Origin of the sequence: Streptomyces sp. NPDC006624 (assembly GCF_040611555.1) — a bacterium.
Lineage (GTDB): Bacteria > Actinomycetota > Actinomycetes > Streptomycetales > Streptomycetaceae > Streptomyces.
The window spans coordinates 452,222-469,835 of record NZ_JBEXOM010000005.1 but is presented as its reverse complement, the minus strand read 5'-3'; the positions used below and the strand labels follow the sequence as shown (position 1 = coordinate 469,835).

The window sequence follows — 17,614 nt, the reverse complement described above, 5'->3', positions numbered from 1 at the left end:
TTTAGCTTCCTTGGCGGTGTCGCCGTGACCGAGGAGGTGCCCATGCACTTACGAGGGCTGAGCAGGAGAAGACGCGCGTGGGCGGCCTCGGTGGCCGCCGGAGCCGTGGCCACCGGACTGCTGTCCGGGCCCGCGGCGAACGCGCGCCCGTATCCCGAGCCACCGCTGACAACGATGTCGATCAAGTCGCCGCCGGGCGGCGCGAACGTACGGGTGCTGATCTTCCACGGTTCCGCCGGGGCCGGCGGTGAGTCGCCGGTGGTGAACGCCGGGATCGAGGCCATCGAGGACATCGGCCTGTCGGGTCCGGCGGACCGCCGCTTCACGGTCGAGGCCACCGGCGACGCCTCGGTGTTCACCAACGGCAAGAGGCTCGGCCGCTTCAACGCGGTCGTGTTCCTCACCGGCGGGGGCGACGTCCTCGACGCGGAGCAGGAGGCGGGCCTGGAGGCCTACATGGAGGCCGGCGGCGGGTTCGTCGGCGTCCATGACGCGGCCCGCGCGGAGCCGTACTCGGACTGGTTCACCGGTCTGGTGGGCGCCCGCCCGGCGGCGTCGGGCCCCGCGTCGGTCCAGCGGGCGACGGTGGAGGTCGGCGACCGGCGGCATCCGGCCACCAAGGAGCTCCCGGTGCAGTGGAAGCGCCCGGACAAGTGGCTGAACTGGGTGAAGAACCCGTCGGGCGAGGTCCACACGGTGGCCCGGGTCCGGGAGTCGACGTACCAGCCGGGTACCGGCGCCAACGGCTGGGACCATCCGGTGAGTTGGTGCCGGGACTACGACGGCGGCCGCTCCTTCTACACCGGCATGGGCGGCACGGTGTCGTCGTACGACGAGACCGACTTCCGGGCCCACCTGCGCGGCGCGCTGATGTGGACGACCCGGCTGGAGCAGGCCGACTGCAAGGCCACCATCAACGCCCACTACGCGGCGGAGCGGCTGACCAAGCCCAACCAGCCGGGGCGGAACGACCAGATCGGCGAACCGCACGGACTGGTCACCGCCCCCGACGGCCGGGTCTTCTACATCGGCCGCGGCGGCGCCGACTCCTCGCAGCCGGTGATCACCGACTGGAACAACCCCGACATCGGCAAGGGCAAGGGCGAGATCCACGTCTACGACCCCGAGACCAAGCAGGTCACCCTCGCCGGCGCGCTGACCGTCTTCGGCAACAAGGGCGGCGGCGACGAGCTGGTCAAGGTCGAGGAAGGGCTGCTCGGCATCGAGCTGGACCCGCGGTTCGAGCAGAACGGGTGGATGTACCTGCACTACACGCCGCACGAGCGGATCGACCGCGAGACGCGGATGGCGGAGCGGCGGGTCTCCCGGTTCACGCTCGACCAGGCCACCGGCAAGCTGGACCTGTCCAGTGAGAAGGTCCTCCTCAAGTGGCCGGTGCAGGTCCACAGTTGCTGCCACGCGGGCGGCGGGATGGCCTGGGACTCCAAGGGCAACCTGTACATCGCCACCGGTGACAACAACTCCAGCGGCTTCAGCGGCGGTTACTCGGGCAACAACCCCGAGCCGGACTACCGGGGCGTCTCCTTCGCGGACGCGCGCCGCACGGCCGGCAACACCAACAACCTCAACGGCAAGATCCTGCGCATCCACCCGGAGCCGGACGGCACCTACACCCTGCCCGAGGGCAACCTCTTCACCGGCAAGGAGACCGACGAGGGCGGCGGCAAGACGCGCGGCGAGATCTACGTGATGGGCGTGCGGAACCCGGCGCGCATCTTCGTCGACAAGTCGACCGACGTGCTCTACGCGGGCTGGGTCGGACCGGACGCGAGCACGCCCTCGACGACCTGGGGTCCGGCCAAGTACGACACGTTCGCCGCGATCACGAAGGCGGGCAACCGCGGCTGGCCGTACTGCATGGGCGACAAGCAGCCCTACCGCGACCGCAATCTGCCGGACCCGTCCAAGCCGCTGGGCTGGTACGACTGCGACCACCCGAAGAACGAGTCGCCGAACAACGACGGCCTGGTCAACCTGCCGCCGGTGACGGGCAACAACATCTGGTACTCGCCCTCGGGCGGCGCACCGGACTACCCGCGGGACGCGAACGGGGTCCCGTCCTACAAGCCGGAGGAGGCCACGTACCGGCTGCCGTGGCTGAAGGGCGGCGGTCAGGCGGCGATGAACGGGCCGGTCTACCGGTCCGACGCGGTCGCGGCCGACAGCACGGTCAAGTGGCCGGCCTACTGGGACGGCAAGTGGTTCGTCGGCGACTTCTACGACGCCGACCAGCCGCGCCACGCGGTCCTCATGGATCCGAGGACGCAAGGAGACGGCGGTCTGCCGGTGCACGCGGAGTCGCTGAAGAAGATCGTGCCGATCGGCAACGACGGCATCAAGAACCTCATGGACTGGAAGTTCGGTCCGGACGGCGCGCTGTACGTCCTCGACTACGGGCGCGGCTTCTTCACCTCGGACTCCAAGTCGGCCCTGTGGCGGGTCACCTACAAGGGCGGCGGCCCGACCCCGGCCGCCGGTGAACTGGCGAGGGGGACCGAGTGATCCGGAGACCGAGAGTCTGGGCCGCGCTGCTGGCCGCCCTGGTCGTGCTGCTCGGCGTGCAGGCGCTGCCCGCCGCCGGGCAGCCCGAAGAAAAGGCCGCCGAGCAGGTCCTGACCTGGACGGCCGGCAACGACATCGACAAGTACCTCTCGGCGCCGAAGACGGCGGTCGCCGGCCAGGCCACGATCGTCTTCGAGAACAGCGTGGCCACCGGCAACACCACGGGCATGCCGCACACGCTGACGTTCGTGACCAGCGACCCCGAGTTCAACGGCGACGTGCAGCTGAACATCCTGGCCAACCCGAACGACGCCCAGGGAGGCAAGCACACCGCGCAGGTCACGCTCACGCCCGGCCGGTACTTCTACCACTGCACCATCCCCGGCCACGGCCAGATGCAGGGGATCCTCACGGTGACCGAGGGCACCGGCGAGGACACCACGGCGCCGGAGGCGTCGGCGCACGTCAGCGGCACGCAGAACGCGCAGGGCGAGTACGTCGGCTCGGCGAGCGTGGCGCTGCACGCCACCGACGAGGGCGGATCCGGCGTGGACCGGATCGAGTACGCGCTCGGCGACGCGGGCGCCTGGCAGCCGTACACCGCGCCGGTGGTCGTCGACCAGGTCGGCAGCCACACGGTCCGCTACCGGGCGTTCGACAAGGCGGGCAACGTCTCCGCCGAGAAGAGCGCCGCCTTCACGGTGGTGGCACCGCAGTCGGACGACACCACCGCGCCGGAGACCTCGGCGACGGTGAGCGGTGAGCGCGATCCGGACGGGGCGTACATCGACATGGCGACGGTCACCGTCTCCGCGTCCGACACGGGCTCAGGGGTCAACACGATCGAGTACGCGATCGGCTCCGGCGCCTGGCAGCCGTACACCGCGCCAGTGATGGTGCACGAGGTGGGCGAGCACACCGTCCGCTACCGCGCCACGGACAAGGCGGGCAACGTGGCGGCCGAGAAGAGCGTGCGGTTCACGGTCGTCGCGGCACCGCCTCAGGACACCGTCCCGCCGGTGACGGGCGTGACCGTGGACGGCACGAGGAACTCCGACGGCGCGTACGTCAACAGCGCCCGGGTGACGGTCACGGCGACCGACGAGCACGGTTCGGGCGTCGAGAGGATCGAGTACTCGCTCGACGGCGGTCCGTACCTGGCCTACTCGGCGCCGGTCGTGGTCGACCGGGCGGGCGCGCACACCGTGGCCTACCGGGCGACGGACAAGGCGGGCAACACCTCGGCGGCCCGCAGCGTGACCTTCACGGTCGTCTCCGGTGGGGTCCCGGCGCCCGACTGCCCGGAGTACGACGAGCGGCTGACGGTGTTCGTCGGCACGGTCGACTCGGGGGTGCGCAACCGGGTCACCGACAACCGGTGCCGGATCGGTGAGCTGATCGAGGACGAGAAGGAGTGGACGTCCCACGCGCTGTTCCTCAAGCACGTGACGTCCGTCCTCGACGCGCTGCTGAAGGAAGGGGTCGTCGACCAGCGCGAGTACAGGGCGATCCGGAAGGCCGCCCGGCAGTCGGGCATCGGCAAGCCGGGGCAGACCGAGGGCTACCGTTCGCTCTTCGACGGCAGCGCGGAGTCCCTGGCCAAGTGGCAGCAGGTGGGCGGCGGTTCGTTCGGGCTGAACCCGGACGGGACGATCACCTCCGGCACCACGACACCGGGCATGGGCATGCTGTGGTTCCCGCAGCGCAAGTACGGCGACTTCTCGCTCAGGCTCCAGTGGCGTGACGACGCGCCGGGCACGGGGAACGCCAACTCGGGTGTCTTCGTGCGCTTCCCGTGGGTCCACGACCACCCGGAGGAATCCCGGCCCGAGTGGGTCGCCATCACGTACGGGCACGAGGTGCAGGTGCTCGACCGTCCCGACGGCGACATGTACAAGACCGGCTCGGTCTACGGCTTCGACCGGGTGGGTCTCGCCGGCGCCGGCGTGACGCAGAAGGGCACCTGGAACGACTACGAGATCCGGGTGGAGGGCCAGCACTACTCGGTCTTCCGCAACGGCGTGCTGATCAACGAGTTCAACAACACCGGCGGCCAGGAGTTCACCCCGCCCCGCGCGGACGACCCGGGCACGGACGGGCGGCGGTTCGCCTCCGGCTACATCGGGCTGCAGGTGCACGGCACGACGGACGTGGTCTCGTACCGCGACATCCGGATCAAGGAGTTGTAGGAGGCGCCTGTCTGCGGGCCCTGCTCGGCTGTACCCGTCTGGGTTCACCCGGCATCTTCGGATACTCGGGCGGGTACGGCAGGTCCCCCAGCCCGTGGTCGTGTTCGTCGCGGCGGGCGAGGTCGAGCAGGGCTTCGAGGGAATGGCGGTGGTCGTCCATGTCCGCGTGCACGTCGCCGAGTTCGGCGTAGCGCGCGGGCATCGTCGCGAGGTCGAAGTCCTGGGGGTGCGCGACGCCGACCTCGTCCCAGCGCAGGGGCGCGGAGACGGGGGCGTGCGGGCGGGGCCGCACGGAGTAGGCGGAGGCGATCGTGCGGTCGCGTGCCGTCTGGTTGTAGTCCAGGAAGACGCGCTCGCCCCGCTCCTCCTTCCACCACTTGATGGTCACCAGGTCCGGCATCCGCCGTTCCATCTCCCGGCCGACGGCGATCGCGGCGCGCCGGACCTGGCTGAAGGTCCAGCGCGGCTCGATGGGCACGAAGACGTGCAGGCCGCGGCCGCCGGAGGTCTTGGGGAAGCCGCGCAGTCCCCCGAACTCGTCGAGGACGGAACGCAGTTCGTGGGCGGCCCGGGCGGCGTCGTCGTAGTCGGTGCCGGGCTGCGGGTCGAGGTCGATGCGCAGTTCGTCGGGGCGGTCGACGTCGTCGCGGCGGACCGGCCAGGGGTGGAAGGTGAGGGTGCCGAACTGGGCGGCCCACACGACCGCCCCGACCTCGGTGGGGCACATCTCGTCGGCGCTGCGGCCGCTGGGGAAGGTGATGTGCGCGGTGGGGATCCAGTCGGGCATGTTCTTCGGCGCCCGCTTCTGGAAGAAGTTCTCGCCGCTCACGCCCTCGGGGTAGCGCTCCAGGGTGGTCGGCCGGTCGCGCAGGGCGCGCAGGATGCCGGGGCCGACGGCGATGTAGTAGCGGGCGAGGTCCAGCTTGGTGAAGCCGCGCTCCGGGAAGAAGACCTTGTCCGGGCTGGACAGCCGCACGGTCCGGCCGTCCACCTCCAGTTCCACCGCTTCGCCCATGCCCGCCACGGTAGGCGTAGCCCACACACCTCGCACATCGGGCACAGCAGGTCATACCGGAGCAGAATCGAGCCATGGATCTGCCGGTGATGCCCCCTGTCCTGCCGATGCTCGCCAAGTCCGTGGCGGCGATCCCCGCGGGCATGCACTACGAGGCGAAGTGGGACGGGTTCCGGGCGATCGTGTTCCGCGACGGCGCCGAGGTCGAGCTGGGAAGCCGCACCGGCAAGCCGCTGACCAGGTACTTCCCCGAGCTCGTGACGGCGGTGCGGGAGCGGCTGCCCGAGCGGTGCGTGGTGGACGGGGAGATCGTGATCGCGCGGGAGGGGCACCTGGACTTCGACGCGCTGACGGAGCGGATCCATCCGGCGGACTCCCGGGTGCGGACCCTGGCCGAGCGGACCCCGGCCTCGTTCGTCGCGTTCGACCTGCTGGCGCTCGGCGACGAGTCCCTGATGGACGCCCCGCTGACCGAACGGCGCGAGCGGCTGACCGGGGCGCTGTCCGGGGTGACGGCTCCGGTGCACCTCGCGCCGGCGACCACGGACATCGAGGTGGCACGGCAGTGGTTCGAGCAGTACGAGGGCGCTGGTCTGGACGGCGTGATCGCCAAGCCGCCCACCGGACGCTACCGCCCGGACGAACGGGCCATGTTCAAGATCAAGCACGAGCGGACGGCGGACGTCGTGGTCGCCGGGTACCGGCTGCACAAGAGCGGCCCGGTGGTGGGCTCGCTGCTGCTCGGCCTGTACGACGACCGGGGGGCGCTGCAGCACGTCGGGGTGTCCGCCGCGTTCACGATGAAGCGGCGCGCCGAACTGGTGCAGGAACTGGAGCCGCTGCGTATGGACGACGTCCAGGGGCATCCCTGGGCGGCCTGGTCCGACGAGGCCGCGCACGAGACGGCACGGCTGCCCGGGGCGCCGAGCCGCTGGTCGGGCCGGAAGGACCTGTCCTGGGTGCCGCTCCGGCCGGAGCGGGTGGCCGAGGTGGCGTACGACCACATGGAGAACGGGCAGCGCTTCCGGCACACCGCCCGCTTCCGCCGCTGGCGCCCGGACCGGACCCCCGAGAGCTGCACGTACGCGCAACTGGAGGAGCCGGTCCGCTACGACCTGGCGGAGATCCTCGGCGCCTAGCGCCGGGGCATGCCGGCCGCTGCGGGACACCGGCGCAGTCCCCCGGCCCCCGGGAACCCCACGCGCCCCCTACGACGTCTTGACCGGCGTCACTGCGGAGTCGGCCGGAGGTGCGCCGGGGTATGCCATGCAAGGGGGAGCGGTCGGCCGGCCGGACAGCGGGCGGTGGGGTGTTCGGCGGGGCGGGGAGCGCCGGCCGTGCGCTGGCCGGTCTCGTGCTGCGCGTGTCCGTGCTGACGGCGGTGCTCGGCTGCGGCATCGTGGCCGCCGGGTTCGCGGCGACGTGGGACACCTTCGAGGGCGTCCGGGCCTACGCGGACACCAACATCGCCGACGAGGACTCCTACGTGGCGTACGCCGACGGCGGGATGCCCCCGTTGCTGCGGGCCGGGGCCGTGGTGGCGCTGCTGCTGCTCGCCCTGGCCCTGGTCGTCGTCTCCGTGCTGCACACCGCGCACGCCGTCGTCGACGCCCATGTCCGGCGCGGCGGCGGACCGCTGACCACCGGCGAGGTGTGGCGGCGCACCCGCCGGGGCCTTCCGGCGGCCCTCGCGGTCAACGCTCTGACCGGGCTGGCCGTGGGCGCCGTGGGCCTGACGGGTCCGGTGCTGTGGGGTCTTGCCGAGAGCGGCGAGGTGCCCGGTGTCGAGCCCACCCCGCTGCACGGGACCGCGAGTCCGCGGTACGCGCTGGTGGGCTGGGTGCTGCCGGTCGCCCTCGGGTGTCTGGGCCCGCTGCTGTACTCCCGCCTCTCGGTGGCCACCGCCGAGGCGGTGCTGGAGCAGCGTTCCCCGCTGTCGGCGCTGCACCGCTCGTGGGTGCTGACGCGCCGTGCGCGGTGGCGTGTCCTCGGTCTGGGCACGCCGGCCGCGGCGGTCGCCGTGGGCGTCGTCGCGCTGGGCCGGTTCGCGGCCGCTCCCCTGGCCCACGTCGGCGGGCTGGGCATGCTGTGGCTCAGCGACGGCAACGTGTGGATCACCGGGGTGCTGGTGAGGATCCTGCCCACGGCGGTGGGCCTGCTCCTGCTGCCCCCGGTGGTCCTGCCGCCGGTGTGCGCGCTGTCCGCCCGGCTCCACGCGGACCTGCGGGCCCGCGAGGAGGAGGCGGCGGGCGGGGTCAGGGCTGCATCAGCACCTTGACCGCGCCGTCCTCCTTGCGCTGGAACATCTCGTACGCGTGCGGCGCCTCCGACAGCGGCACCCGGTGCGTGGCGAAGTCCTCGACGCCGAGCGGGTCCTCGTCGGTCAGGTACGGGATGATCTCGTCGCTCCAGCGGCGGACGTTGGCCTGGCCCATCCGCAGCTGGATCTGCTTGTCGAACAGCGTGAGCAGCGGGATCGGGTCGGCCATGCCGCCGTAGACGCCGGAGAGCGAGATGGTGCCGCCGCGGCGGACCAGGTCGATGGCGGTGTACAGCGCGGCGAGCCGGTCGACGCTGAAGCGCTCGGCGATCGGGCCGCTGATCTTGCGGGGCAGCAACGCCGAGGCGTTCTGCACCAGGCGCGCGGCGGCGCTGCCGTGGGCCTCGGTGCCCACCGCGTCGATCACGGCGTCGGGGCCGCGGCCGTCGGTCTGGTCCTGGATCGCGGCGACGAGCTCCTTCTCGCTGTCGAAGGAGCGCAGGTCGTACGTCTCCACGCCCCGCGCCTTCGCCCGGCGCAGCCGCTCCGGGACCAGGTCGACGCCGAACACCCGCCCCGCGCCCTGCACCTGCGCGACGCGGCAGGCCATGTCGCCGATGGGGCCGAGTCCGAGCACGGCGACGCTGCCGCCCTGCGGGACGCCGGCGTAGGCGACGGCCTGCCAGGCGGTGGGCAGCACGTCGGAGAGGTACACGAACCGGTCGTCGGGCGGGCCCTCGGGCACCTTGATCGGGCCGAACTGCGCCTGCGGGACCCGCAGGTACTCGGCCTGGGCGCCCGGCACCGAGCCGTACAGGCGGGTGTAGCCGAACAGCGCGGCGCCCATGCCCTCGCCGTGGACCTGGGTGGTCTCGCACTGGGTGGGCAGGCCGGTCAGGCACATCCAGCAGTTGCCGCACGCGATCTGGAACGGCACCACCACCCGGTCCCCGACCTGGAGGTCCGGGACGCCCGCGCCGACCTCCTCCACGATGCCCATGGGTTCATGGCCGAGGATGTCCCCCGGAGTCATGAACGGCGTGAGCACCTCGTAGAGGTGCAGGTCGGAGCCGCACAGCCCGGTGGAGGTGATGCGGATGACCGCGTCCGTCGGTTCCTGGATCCTCGGATCGGGAACGTCCTCCACCCGCACGTCCCGCTTGCCCTGCCAGGTCACTGCCTTCATCGTCCAGCGCTCCTTCCGTCGGCGTGCGCCACGTCCGGTCGGCGAGGGCCCGGGTACCCGAGCGCCCCGCGCTGAACCTTTGCGCCGATCGACGGACACGGGCGGGACACAATCCCGTCAAGATCAGTCACAGAGAGCTGCCGCTGTTCAGATAAGAGCACAATCTGGAAAAATCGAGGACAGGGGCGCAGGCGCGGTGGCGACAGTGGGCAAGGAACGAGAAACGCGCAGACGGCGCGCGGCGACGACGGCAGCGCTGCTGGCCGCCGTGACGGCGGCCGCCCTCGCGGGCTGCACGAACGGGGGCGGCACGCCCGACGACGGCCGGGGCTCGCCGCAGGAGCGGGAGTCCGCCGCCGGCGGGCCGTCCGTCCTGGCCGTCAAGATCGACAACGCCGCGCGGGCCCGCCCGCACACCGGGCTCGACGCCGCCGACGTGGTGTACGCGGAGCAGGTCGAGGGCGGACTGAGCCGGCTGATGGCGGTGTACGCGACGCGGCTGCCGGAGACGATCGGCCCGGTGCGCAGCGCCCGCGAGTCGGACCTGGAGCTGCTGCGCCAGTTCGACCGGCCCACGCTCGCCTTCTCCGGAGCGCAGGGGAAGCTCCTGCCCCTGATCGACAAGGCGCCGCTGACGGCGCGGACGCCCACGAACTCCCCCGACGCCTTCTTCCGCGACAGCGGCCGGCCCGCGCCGCACAACCTGTACCTGCGGCCCGAGCGGATCACCCCCAAGGCCCCCGGCGAGGCGGCCCTGACCACGGGCTTCCGCTACGGCTCCGCCCCCGCGGGCGGCACGGCGACGGACAGGCAGACCGTGCGCTACCCGGCGGCGCGCTTCACCTTCACCTGGTCGGACTCCCGCGACGGCTGGCTGGTCGGCCTGGACGGCACCGGCGCGACCACGGCCGGCGGCAAGCCGGTGGCGCCCGCGACGGTCGTCGTGCAGTACGTGAAGGTGCGCGAGTCCGCGTTCCGCGACTTCCTGGGCAACAACACCCCGTACACCGAGACGGTCGGCTCGGGCAAGGCGAAGGTGCTGCGCGACGGCCGGGCCTGGGACGTCGACTGGAAGCGCGAGAACGCCGAGGACGGCACGGAGTTCACCACGGGCGACGGCACGCCGGTGAACTTCGCCGAGGGCCAGGTGTGGGTGGTGTACGCGAAGGCGTCCTGAGCGGCGGCACCCCCGTGCGGGAGGTGGCCCGGCCGGGGTGGCCGGAGGTTCCGGTCAGGCGTGGCCCGGCCTGGGTGGCGCGTCGGCCGTTCCGGTCAGCGGGGCGCCGCCATCGGCTCCTCGGGGTGGCGCAGTCCCTCCGCCGCGTCCGCCACCCGCCGGATGAGGTCGAAGAAGACGGTGCGTTCGCCGGCGGTCAGCGGGGCGAGGAACACCTGGTTCATCCGGGCGGTGCGCACGGTCAGCTTGCGGTGCGTGCGCACTCCCTCGTCCGTGAGGCGCAGCAGCGAGCGGCGGCCGTCCTGCGGGTCGCGGACCTTGTGCAGCAGCCCGCGCCTGCTGAGCCGGGTGACCACCTCGGCGATCGTGGACCGGTCGAGCCCCACCCGCTCCCCCACCGTGCGCTGGTCCAGGCCCGGTTCGGCGACGAGGGTGTTGAGGACCGCGAACTGGGGCGAGGTGATCTCCTCGGACACCATCGTGTTCCACAGCAGGTAGTGCGCCTGCTGGAGCCGCCGGGCCAGGTGCCCGGGATGGGTCGTGAGGTCCGCCGCGGCCATGTGCACCCCTCGGTCGATTTCGTCGGTGCACTGAACAATAGTCGACCGGCTCCCGGCCGTCTGCCGCCCCTGCGGAGAACTATGCGCAGACAGAACCAGGCCTTGACGCTCCCCTGTCCCGATGGCAGCGTGAGGGACAGCTCGCAGAAATACTCAGTGCCCTGACTAATTTCGGTCGGGTCGCTCGGAAGAGATGGGGCTTCTCGGATGGACAAGGTGGTCGCCACGGCCCGGGAGGCGGTGGCCGACGTGCCGGACGGCGCGTCCCTCGCCGTGGGCGGTTTCGGGCTGAGCGGGGTGCCGAACGCGCTGATCCAGGCGTTGTACGAGCGCCGGGTGTCCGGTCTCTCGGTGGTCTCCAACAACTGCGGGGCGATGGAGTCGGGCCTGGCGGTCCTGCTCGCCGCGGGCCGGATCGCCCGGGTGACCGGGTCCTACATCGGCGCCAACAAGGAGTTCGCCCGGCAGTACCTGGCCGGGGAGCTGGAGGTCGAGCTGATCCCGCAGGGCACGCTCGCCGAGCGGCTGCGGGCCGGCGGGGCCGGCATCCCGGCCTTCTACACCCCGGCCGGGGTGGGCACGCAGGTCGCCGAGGGCGGGCTGCCGTGGCGCTACGACGGGCAGGGCGGTGTCGCGCTCGCCTCGCCGCCGAAGGAGGTCCGGGAGTTCGACGGCACGCAGTACGTGCTGGAGCGGGGCATCCGCACCGACTTCGCCCTGGTCCGGGCCGCGAAGGGCGACCGGCACGGCAACCTGGTCTTCAACAAGTCCGCCCGGAACTTCAACCCGCTGGCCGCGATGGCCGGCCGGGTCACGATCGCCGAGGTGGAGGAGCTGGTGGAGCCGGGCGCGATCGACCCGGACGCGGTGCACCTGCCCGGCGTCTTCGTCCAGCGGGTGCTCGCGCTCACCCCGGAGCAGGCGGCGGACAAGAAGATCGAGCAGCGGACGGTGAGGTCCTGATGGCCTGGAGTCGCGAGGAGATGGCCGCGCGGGCGGCCCGGGAGCTGCGGGACGGCCAGTACGTCAACCTCGGCATCGGCCTGCCCACGCTGATCCCCAACCACCTCCCGGAAGGCGTCGAGGTCGTCCTGGAGTCCGAGAACGGCATCCTGGGCACCGGCCCCTACCCCACCGAGGACACCGTCGACCCGGACCTCATCAACGCCGGGAAGGAGACGGTGACGGTCCTGCCTGGCGCGTCCTTCTTCGACTCGGCGCTGTCCTTCTCGATGATCCGGGGCGGGCACATCGACGTCGCCGTGCTCGGCGCCATGCAGGTCTCCGAGCGGGGCGACCTGGCCAACTGGGCGGTCCCCGGCAAGCTGATCACCGGCATCGGCGGGGCGATGGACCTGGTGCACGGCGCCCGTACGGTCGTGGTCGTCATGACGCACACCGCCAAGGACGGCTCCCCGAAGATCCTCAGGGAGTGCGCCCTGCCGCTGACCGGCAAGGGGTGCGTGAACCGGATCATCACCGACCTCGGCGTCCTCGACGTCACCGGCGACGGGCTCGTCCTGGTCGAGTGCGCGCCGGGCGTGAGCCCCGGCGAGATCGCGGCGAGGACCGGCGCCGAAGTGACCGTGCCGGAGGTGGCGCGGTGAAGGACGTCTACCTCGTCGACGCGGTCCGCACGCCGTTCGGCCGCTACGGCGGCGGGCTCGCGGGCGTGCGCCCGGACGACCTGGCCGCCCACGCGATCCGCGAACTCCTCGCCCGGACACCGGCGTTGGACCCGGCCCGGATCGAGGACGTGTACTTCGGCAACGCCAACGGGGCCGGTGAGGAGAACCGCAACGTCGGCCGGATGGCCGCGCTGCTCGCGGGGCTGCCCACCTCGGTGCCGGGCGTGACGGTCAACCGGCTGTGCGCGTCCGGTCTGGAGGCCGTGGTCCAGGCGGCCCGTGCGATCGCGGCCGGCGACGCCTCGATCGCGCTGGCCGGCGGAGTCGAGTCGATGACCCGCGCGCCCTACGTCCTGCCGAAGAGCGACCGGCCCTTCCCGGCCGGGCACACGGAGCTGTACTCCACGACCCTCGGCTGGCGGATGGTCAACCCGCGGATGGATCCGCAGTGGACGATCCCGCTGGGCGAGTCGGCGGAACTGATCGCGGACAAGCACCGCATCGGCCGGGAGCAGCAGGACGAGTTCGCGCTGCGCAGCCACGAGAAGGCCACGCGGGCGCGGCGGGCCGGGCTGTTCGACGCGGAGCTGGCACCCGTGGCCGTGCCGCGGCGCAAGGGCGATCCGGTGCTCTTCGACGCGGACGAGTGCGTCCGGCCCGACGCCTCACTCGCGGCGATGGCCCGGCTGAAGCCGTCGTTCCGCACGGAGGGCGGCACGGTCACGGCGGGCAACGCCTCACCGCTCAACGACGGTGCGGCGGCGCTGCTCCTCGTCGACGAGGAAGGGCTGAGGGCCACCGGACGCGAGCCGCTCGCCCGGGTCCGGGCGACGGGCGTGTCCGCGACCGACCCGCACTACTTCGGGCTGGCCCCCGTCGAGGCCGTCAACCGGGCGCTCGCCAAGGCGGGCCGGGGGTTCGGCGACCTGTCCGTGCTGGAACTGAACGAGGCGTTCGCGGCGCAGGTGCTGGGCTGTGTGGCCGAGTGGCCCGAGTTCGACCCCGCGATCCTCAATCCGCAGGGCGGTGCGATCGCGCTCGGCCATCCGCTGGGCGCGTCCGGGGCGCGGCTCGCCGGCACGGTCGCTCATCAACTGGCCCGGCGGGGCGGCGGAGTCGGGGTCGCCACGCTGTGCATCGGGGTGGGGCAAGGACTCGCCCTCGTCCTGGAACGCTGAGCCACGCAGCGGCCGCGGGCCCTCCGGTGGCCGGTCCGCAAGTCCCCGCGCCCCCTCGACGACAACCGCAAGAACCTTCAGGGACCCCCATGACTCTCACGCAGCACGACATCGATCAGGAAATCGCGGCCGAGCGCGCCGCCTACGACAAGCGGCTCGCCGGCGGCGGGCCCGTGGAGCACCAGCCGCGGCGCGACTACGCCCCGTACCGGTCCTCGGTGCTCCGGCACCCGAAGCAGCCGCTCGTCACCATCGACACCGGCAGGGACCCCGAGCTGGTGGAGCTGTCCTCCCCGGCCTTCGGGGAGCGGGACATCACCGAGATCGACAACGACCTCACCCGGCAGCACACCGGCGAGCCGATCGGTGAGCGCATCACCGTCTCCGGCCGGGTCCTCGACCGGGACGGGCGCCCGGTGCGCGGACAGCTCGTGGAGATCTGGCAGGCCAACTCGGCGGGCCGCTACGCCCACCGACGCGAGCAGCACGACGCCCCGCTCGACCCCAACTTCACGGGCGTGGGCCGCACCCTCACCGACGACCAGGGCCGCTACCGCTTCACCACCGTCCAGCCCGGCCCCTACCCGTGGCGCCAGCACCTCAACGCCTGGCGGCCGGCGCACATCCACTTCTCCCTGTTCGGCACGGCGTTCACCCAGCGGCTCGTGACGCAGATGTACTTCCCGAACGACCCGCTGTTCCCCTACGACCCGATCATCCAGTCGGTGACGGACGACGCCGCCCGGCAGCGGCTGGTCGCGACCTACGACCACAGCCTGTCGGTGCCGGAGTTCTCCCTGGGCTACCACTGGGACATCGTGCTGGACGGCCCGCGGGCCACCTGGATCGAGGAAGGGCGCTGACCTGCCATGACGAAGATCGACACCAGCCGCCCCGAGAGCGTGCTGCCCACCCCCTCGCACACCGTCGGACCGTTCTACGGCCACGCCCTGCCGTTCCGCGGCGGTGAGGACATCGCGCCCGCCGGGCACCCGGACACGATCACCGTGCACGGGTACGTCACCGACGGCGCGGGCGAGCCGCTGCCCGACGCGCTGATCGAACTGTGGGGCCCGGACCCGGAGGGCAACCTGCCGACCGCCGACGGCTCCATGCGGCGCGACCCGGCCTCGGGCGGCTTCCTCGGGCGCAACGGCGTGGAGTTCACCGGCTGGGGCCGGATCCAGACCGACGCCGACGGCCACTGGTACGTGCGGACGCTGCGGCCCGGCGCGCGCGGGCGCAGCGCCCCGTACGTCAGCGTGTGCGTGTTCGCGCGGGGGCTGCTCGTGCACCTGTACACCCGGATCTACCTGCCCGGCGACGAGGCGGCGCTGGCCGCCGACCCGCTGCTGTCCGCGGTGGACCGGGCGCGCCGCGGCACGCTGATCGCCACGCGGGAGGCGGGCGGCACGTACCGTTTCGACATCCGTCTTCAGGGCGAAGGCGAGACGGTCTTCCTGGAGTTCCAGTGACATCCGGCCTGGGTGACACCGGTCTGCTCGCCCCCGGGTGGGCCGGCTCGGCGGCCGCGTCCGCCACGAGCGACGCGGCGTATCTGCGGGCCCTGCTCGACGCGGAGGCCGCGCTGACCCGGGCCCAGGCGGCGCTGGGGCTCGCCCCGGACGAGGCGGCGACGGCGGTCGCCGAGGCGGCCGGCGGCGGCTTCGACATGCGCTCCCTCGCCGAGCGGGCCCGCGCGGGCGGCAACCCCGTCATCCCCCTGGTCGCGGACCTGACACGGGCCGTCGGCGAGGAGTTCGGCCCGTACGTCCACCGGGGCGCGACCAGCCAGGACATCCTGGACACCGCGGCGATGCTGGTCGCCGCCCGCACCCTCGACCTGGTCCTCGCCGACCTCGTGCGCACCGCCGGGATCCTGGCCCGGACGGCCGCCGAGCACCGCGACACCCCGATGCCGGGGCGGACGCTGACCCAGCACGCCGTGCCGACGACGTTCGGGCTGAAGGCGGCCGGCTGGCGGGCGCTGGTGCTGGACGCGCGGGACCGGGTGCGGACCGTGCGGGAGTCGCTGCCCGCCCAACTCGGCGGCGCCGCGGGGACCCTGGCCGCCTTCGGGGCGTACGGCGCGGGCGATCCGGCCGCGCTGCCGGGGGCGTACGCCCGCGAACTGGGCCTGCGGGCGCCCGATGTGCCCTGGCACACCCTGCGCACGCCCGTCGCGGACCTCGCCGGGTGCCTCGCCTTCACGGCGGGCGCGCTCGGCAAGATCGCCGAGGACGTCCTCACCCTGTCGCGCACGGAGATCGCCGAGGTCGCGGAGGGCAGCGGCGGGAGTTCCTCCGCCATGCCGCACAAGTCCAACCCCGTACGCTCCACGCTCATCGCGTCCGCCGCGCGGCGCGCCCCCCAGCTCGCGGCGACGCTCTACGGGTCGATGGCGGCCGGGGACGAACGGCCGGCCGGGGCCTGGCACGCGGAGTGGGAGCCGCTCAGGGATCTGCTGCGGCTGACCGGCGGGGCTGCCCGGGACGCCGTCGAACTCACCGGCGCACTGCGCGTCCGGCCCGGCGCCATGCGCGAACACCTCGATCTGACCGGCGGGTCGATCATCTCCGAGCGGCTGTCCGCCGAACTCGCCCCGGTGCTGGGCCGCGCCCGCGCCAAGGAACTGCTCACCCGGCTTGCCGCCGAAGGGCGCCCGCTCGCCGAGGCACCGGAACTGGCGGGCGCCGACCTCGACCCCACCCACTACACCGGCTCCGCCGGAGCCCTCGTCGATCGCGCACTGGAGCGACGTTGAAGCTTCTCCACCACCACGCCGAAGGACCCGCCACCGCTCCCCCGCTGCTGCTGGGCCCCTCGCTCGGCACGTCGTACGCCCTGTGGGACAAGGTGGCGCCCGAGCTGTCGATCACCCATCGGGTGGTGCGCTGGGACCTGCCGGGGCACGGCGGTTCGGCGCCCGGTCTCATCGAGGCGGGCGCGACGGTCGGTGACCTCGCCGATCTCGTCCTGGCCCTCGCCGACTCCCTCGGCATCGAGCGGTTCGCCTACGCGGGCGTCTCCCTGGGCGGGGCCGTGGGGCTGCATCTCGCGGTGCACCGTCCCGAGCGGCTTGCGTCGCTCGCCGCCGTCTGCTCCTCGGCGCACTTCAACGGGGCCGGGCCCTGGCGGGAACGGGCCGCGCTGGTGCGGCGGGAGGGCCTGGCCGGGCTGGCGGACGGCGCGGACGCGCGCTGGTTCACGTCCGGGTTCACCGTGCCGCGGCTGGTGCGGGACCACCGGGACGCCGATCCCGGCGCGTACGCCGCCTGCTGCGACGCGCTCGCCGCGTTCGATCTGAGGGACCGGCTGCCGGAGATCGGTGTGCCGACGCTGCTGGTGGCCGGGCGTGAGGACCCGGCGACGCCGCCCGCTCATCTGCGGGAGATCGCCGACGCGGTACCGGACGCGACGCTCGTCGAACTCCCCGGTGCCTCGCATCTGGCACCCGCGCAGCGCCCGGAGGCGGTGCTGGCCGCGCTGCGCTCGCACCTCGGCGCGCCGGCCGGGCGGGGGATGGAGGTGCGCCGCGAGGTGCTCGGCGACACGCACGTCGACCGGGCGCAGGCCCGGCAGACACCCTTCACCGCCCGCTTCCAGGACTTCATCTCCCGCTACGCGTGGGGCGAGATCTGGACCGATCCCACCCTGTCCCGCCGCGAGCGCAGCATGATCACCCTGACCGCGCTGGTCGCGCACGGCCACTACGACGAGCTGGCCATGCACGTCCGGGCGGCCCGCCGCAACGGGCTCACCCCCGAGGAGATCGGCGCGGTGCTGCTGCAGACGGCGGTCTACTGCGGGGTGCCGGCGGCGAACTCGGCGTTCGCCACGGCCCAGCGGGTGCTGGCCGAGGAGGACTCCGCCGCCGGGTGAACCCGCGGCCCGAGAG

15 protein-coding genes are annotated in these 17,614 nt (G+C 72.9%); 12 read left to right on the top strand and 3 right to left on the bottom strand.

The window, feature by feature from the left end:
- Window positions 1–42: 42 nt before the first annotated feature.
- Together ABZY20_RS12855 and ABZY20_RS12850 are read left to right on the top strand one after the other, a co-directional pair.
- Window positions 43–2,523, top strand: coding sequence for a ThuA domain-containing protein (locus tag ABZY20_RS12855; protein WP_356440671.1), 2,481 nt, complete (start codon window positions 43–45; stop codon window positions 2,521–2,523).
- Window positions 2,520–4,712, top strand: a complete 2,193-nt coding sequence (locus tag ABZY20_RS12850) for a family 16 glycoside hydrolase (protein ID WP_356440669.1) — start codon at window positions 2,520–2,522, stop codon at window positions 4,710–4,712. The genes ABZY20_RS12855 and ABZY20_RS12850 overlap by 4 nt, the downstream gene beginning before the upstream one ends.
- On the opposite strand, the gene ligD is transcribed toward ABZY20_RS12850, so the two are convergent.
- Window positions 4,699–5,727, bottom strand: a complete 1,029-nt coding sequence (ligD, locus tag ABZY20_RS12845) for a non-homologous end-joining DNA ligase (RefSeq protein ID WP_356440666.1) — start codon at window positions 5,725–5,727, stop codon at window positions 4,699–4,701. The two genes, ABZY20_RS12850 and ligD, sit on opposite strands and share 14 nt — an antisense overlap.
- Window positions 5,728–5,801: 74 nt before the next feature.
- Between ligD and ABZY20_RS12840 the strand changes: the two genes are divergently transcribed.
- The gene (locus tag ABZY20_RS12840; protein ID WP_356440663.1) at window positions 5,802–6,866 is read left to right on the top strand and encodes an ATP-dependent DNA ligase; all 1,065 of its coding nucleotides are present in this window, start codon (window positions 5,802–5,804) and stop codon (window positions 6,864–6,866) included.
- Window positions 6,867–6,988: 122 nt separating this feature from the next.
- Window positions 6,989–8,005 carry a hypothetical protein gene (locus ABZY20_RS12835; RefSeq protein WP_356440660.1) on the top strand — a complete coding sequence of 339 codons (1,017 nt, stop codon included), beginning with the start codon at window positions 6,989–6,991 and terminating at the stop codon, window positions 8,003–8,005.
- Here the strand turns inward: ABZY20_RS12835 and ABZY20_RS12830 are convergent.
- Complete coding sequence (locus ABZY20_RS12830) at window positions 7,983–9,173, bottom strand: zinc-dependent alcohol dehydrogenase (protein WP_356440657.1); 1,191 nt, start codon at window positions 9,171–9,173, stop codon at window positions 7,983–7,985. The genes ABZY20_RS12835 and ABZY20_RS12830 overlap by 23 nt on opposite strands.
- 196 nt (window positions 9,174–9,369) lie before the next feature.
- Between ABZY20_RS12830 and ABZY20_RS12825 the strand changes: the two genes are divergently transcribed.
- A complete protein-coding gene (locus ABZY20_RS12825; protein ID WP_356440655.1) occupies window positions 9,370–10,350 on the top strand; it encodes a DUF3048 domain-containing protein in 981 nt (326 codons plus the stop codon).
- A gap of 95 nt (window positions 10,351–10,445) precedes the next feature.
- On the opposite strand, the gene ABZY20_RS12820 is transcribed toward ABZY20_RS12825, so the two are convergent.
- Window positions 10,446–10,910: a MarR family transcriptional regulator gene (locus ABZY20_RS12820; protein ID WP_356440653.1), complete on the bottom strand. Its 465-nt coding sequence runs from the start codon at window positions 10,908–10,910 to the stop codon at window positions 10,446–10,448.
- Window positions 10,911–11,117: 207 nt separating this feature from the next.
- On the opposite strand from ABZY20_RS12820, the gene ABZY20_RS12815 reads away from it, so the two are divergent.
- The 7 genes from ABZY20_RS12815 (at window position 11,118) to pcaD (ending at window position 17,598) form a co-directional block, all read left to right on the top strand.
- Window positions 11,118–11,873, top strand: coding sequence for a CoA transferase subunit A (locus ABZY20_RS12815; RefSeq protein WP_356440651.1), 756 nt, complete (start codon window positions 11,118–11,120; stop codon window positions 11,871–11,873).
- Window positions 11,873–12,517 carry a CoA transferase subunit B gene (locus ABZY20_RS12810; protein ID WP_356440649.1) on the top strand — a complete coding sequence of 215 codons (645 nt, stop codon included), beginning with the start codon at window positions 11,873–11,875 and terminating at the stop codon, window positions 12,515–12,517. Before ABZY20_RS12815 ends, ABZY20_RS12810 begins: the two co-directional genes overlap by 1 nt.
- Entirely contained in the window at window positions 12,514–13,716 is a 1,203-nt protein-coding gene (locus tag ABZY20_RS12805; RefSeq protein ID WP_356440647.1) for a thiolase family protein, read from the top strand. The genes ABZY20_RS12810 and ABZY20_RS12805 overlap by 4 nt, the downstream gene beginning before the upstream one ends.
- A gap of 89 nt (window positions 13,717–13,805) precedes the next feature.
- Window positions 13,806–14,579, top strand: a complete 774-nt coding sequence (gene pcaH, locus ABZY20_RS12800; protein ID WP_356440645.1) for a protocatechuate 3,4-dioxygenase subunit beta — start codon at window positions 13,806–13,808, stop codon at window positions 14,577–14,579.
- A 6-nt stretch (window positions 14,580–14,585) separates the two neighbouring features.
- Window positions 14,586–15,191 (top strand): protocatechuate 3,4-dioxygenase subunit alpha, encoded by a 606-nt coding sequence (gene pcaG / locus ABZY20_RS12795; protein WP_356440644.1) that lies wholly within the window; start codon window positions 14,586–14,588, stop codon window positions 15,189–15,191.
- Window positions 15,188–16,480 (top strand): 3-carboxy-cis,cis-muconate cycloisomerase, encoded by a 1,293-nt coding sequence (gene pcaB, locus ABZY20_RS12790; protein WP_356440641.1) that lies wholly within the window; start codon window positions 15,188–15,190, stop codon window positions 16,478–16,480. The genes pcaG and pcaB overlap by 4 nt, the downstream gene beginning before the upstream one ends.
- Window positions 16,477–17,598 carry a 3-oxoadipate enol-lactonase gene (gene pcaD, locus ABZY20_RS12785; protein ID WP_356440639.1) on the top strand — a complete coding sequence of 374 codons (1,122 nt, stop codon included), beginning with the start codon at window positions 16,477–16,479 and terminating at the stop codon, window positions 17,596–17,598. Before pcaB ends, pcaD begins: the two co-directional genes overlap by 4 nt.
- Window positions 17,599–17,614 lie beyond the last annotated feature (16 nt).

What these genes read in the sequence shown, in the direction of transcription:
- ABZY20_RS12855 (WP_356440671.1), top strand. Translation starts at nt 43, where the DNA reads ATGCACTTACGAGGGCTGAGCAGGAGAAGACGCGCGTGGGCGGCCTCG.
- ligD (WP_356440666.1), bottom strand. Translation starts at nt 5,727, where the DNA reads ATGGGCGAAGCGGTGGAACTGGAGGTGGACGGCCGGACCGTGCGGCTG.
- ABZY20_RS12840 (WP_356440663.1), top strand. Translation starts at nt 5,802, where the DNA reads ATGGATCTGCCGGTGATGCCCCCTGTCCTGCCGATGCTCGCCAAGTCC.
- ABZY20_RS12835 (WP_356440660.1), top strand. Translation starts at nt 6,989, where the DNA reads ATGCCATGCAAGGGGGAGCGGTCGGCCGGCCGGACAGCGGGCGGTGGG.
- ABZY20_RS12830 (WP_356440657.1), bottom strand. Translation starts at nt 9,173, where the DNA reads ATGAAGGCAGTGACCTGGCAGGGCAAGCGGGACGTGCGGGTGGAGGAC.
- ABZY20_RS12820 (WP_356440653.1), bottom strand. Translation starts at nt 10,910, where the DNA reads ATGGCCGCGGCGGACCTCACGACCCATCCCGGGCACCTGGCCCGGCGG.
- ABZY20_RS12815 (WP_356440651.1), top strand. Translation starts at nt 11,118, where the DNA reads ATGGACAAGGTGGTCGCCACGGCCCGGGAGGCGGTGGCCGACGTGCCG.
- ABZY20_RS12810 (WP_356440649.1), top strand. Translation starts at nt 11,873, where the DNA reads ATGGCCTGGAGTCGCGAGGAGATGGCCGCGCGGGCGGCCCGGGAGCTG.
- pcaH (WP_356440645.1), top strand. Translation starts at nt 13,806, where the DNA reads ATGACTCTCACGCAGCACGACATCGATCAGGAAATCGCGGCCGAGCGC.
- pcaG (WP_356440644.1), top strand. Translation starts at nt 14,586, where the DNA reads ATGACGAAGATCGACACCAGCCGCCCCGAGAGCGTGCTGCCCACCCCC.